The following is a 538-nucleotide window of genomic DNA, read 5'->3' as shown; positions in this document are numbered from 1 at the left end:
GTGCCGTCCGGAGGTCGCCGAGGCTCGCACCGGCGCCCAGCGGGAGGGTCTCCTCGGTGCACCCGGCGGCCTCCGCCGCCGCCGCGAAGTACCGCACCGTCACCGAACCGTCAGCCACCGATGGCCCCCATGCTCCGTCGCGGCGGCTCGAAGCCCGCCGAATCCATGCCGTGACCGGCCCACTTGTCCCACATCGCGGCGCGCCAGAGCGCGGCCAGCTCCGCGTCGGTGGCGCCGGACCGCAGCCCGGCTCGCAGGTCCACCTCGTCGTCGCTGAACAGGCACGAGCGCACCGTGCCCTCGGCGGTGAGCCGGGTCCGGTCACAGGCGTTGCAGAAGTTCCGCGTCACCGACGCGATGATGCCGACGGTCGCCGGTCCGCCGTCGACCAGCCACTCCTCGGCGGGCGACGCCGGGTCCTCGCGCTCGACCGGGTGCAGCGTGAACCGCTCCCCGAGCACGTCGAGCAGCCGGGCCGCGTCGACGATCGAGTCGCGGTCCCAGGCGTGGTCCGCGTCCAGCGCCATCTCCTCGATGA

1 protein-coding gene is annotated in these 538 nt (G+C 74.3%); it reads right to left on the bottom strand.

The genetic code is table 11. From position 1 onward, the window contains the following. Positions 1-110 precede the first annotated feature (110 nt). Positions 111-538, bottom strand: a 428-nt coding sequence (locus AC1DQC_RS20205; protein WP_477053007.1) for a GTP 3',8-cyclase MoaA family protein, incomplete at its 5' end; no start/stop codon positions are given.

This window comes from Cellulomonas sp. P4_H12, assembly GCF_056400905.1.
Note: the sequence above shows the minus strand (reverse complement) of the source record. Positions and strands in the feature narration are given on the sequence as shown.